The 1409-nt window shown below is 51.1% G+C and carries 1 protein-coding gene; it reads right to left on the minus strand.

Annotated elements, in window-relative coordinates; translation table 11 throughout:
• Positions 1-1409: hypothetical protein (locus tag KDK19_RS13350; RefSeq protein ID WP_257255050.1), on the minus strand; the 1409-nt coding region annotated here is incomplete at both ends.

Consider the following 1409-nt stretch of genomic DNA (forward strand, 5'->3'; position numbering starts at 1 on the left):
CTTTTTCTGGTGTGATCCTGTGCAGCAGCGGTACCTGAACCCCTTGTCCGGAAGCCATGGATTTCACCATTTCAGGCACCAGACGGGAAATGCTGCGATACATCCGGGGGTTGGCGTTGTACTGCCTGGCAAACAGCAGAGAGCCGGTTCTCAGAAGAATGACCGAAGATGCGGCCCTGCCCAATGGCATGGCCAGCCCGCCCAATTCAGAGATTTTTTCAATGTTGGTGTGGTAGGCATATTGGCCGGTGCGGTCAAGATCAACACCATAGCGTTCCAACCAGTGCTGGAAAGGTATGAACGCTCTGTGCGCGTAATCACCCCGGTTGGTCAGATCCAGTAGAAGAAGGAACGCCACGTTTGAGTCAGACAGCCTGATGGCCTCCTCGACGGTATGGGTGGCCAGCAGAGGTTTGTAGTTGGAGAGGAACCAGATGACGTGCCGTATCAGAGAGGCTGAAGGTTTGACCCAATAATCATTGAGCTGATGCTCAACCGCTGCGGCATGAGCCTGCATCAAGGTGTTATGGATAGCCCTGATCAGCTCTGATTCAGACACGCCAACGGCATTAGCATAAGGTGCCAGAGTATCCTGAACATTGGCCAGGAAGGCCACCGTCCTGCGGCCGTTATCAAAGGCAATATCGTCAAGAACATAGTTGGCGATGACTGCAGCTGCGTATTCTTTCATGCCAGCAACAGACTCTTTCATACCTGCCGGGCCAGTGGCGGTTACGATGACAGGAGTGAAGGCACTGTGCATGAATTCCTCTGCACCCTCGTCAGACAGCATTTGAACAACCTTTTTGAAGTGACGCACATTGACCCCGTGGCGGTAGCCAAGGAAGTGCTCAAATTCATCCACTGTCTGATAACCATCGACACCTCTGACCGCTTTCACGTAGTTCTCAAGTTCAACCTTGCAGATCAGACCTTCACGCAGCAGATCAATAATCTTTTTACCACTGGCAGAACGAGTCGCGAAGTATTCCGAGAAGCTTTTCAGGTCTCCCGGTTCATGCTCGACGAACTGAATAGCCCTTTTGGCTATGCCATTAATTTCGTTGTCGTATTGTTGAGCCCCGGTTTTCATCTCATTCCTGGCCCAGTAAACCAGCTCCTGGACTTTTTCCAGGATATTCAGAGACAGATCTCCTTCAAGTTCGACATTGTAGTGGGGCGGGTAGTGCGTCTTCAGTCTCTCGGAGATTGTCACAATCCGAAAGCCCTGGTAGTGCGTCTTCAGATTTTTGAAGACTGTCACAATCCGACTGGCCTGATCAAACGTCAGATGCTCTCCAACCATTGCCTGCAAACGAATCGGTGCAAATTCATCGTTAAAATCAAAAGTCGTAAGGGTTGGTATTGCATTACCGCTTTCTGCTGCCAATCCTGCCAGACCGATGGCG

The organism is Endozoicomonas sp. ONNA1, assembly GCF_024606325.1.
GTDB lineage: Bacteria > Pseudomonadota > Gammaproteobacteria > Pseudomonadales > Endozoicomonadaceae > Endozoicomonas_A.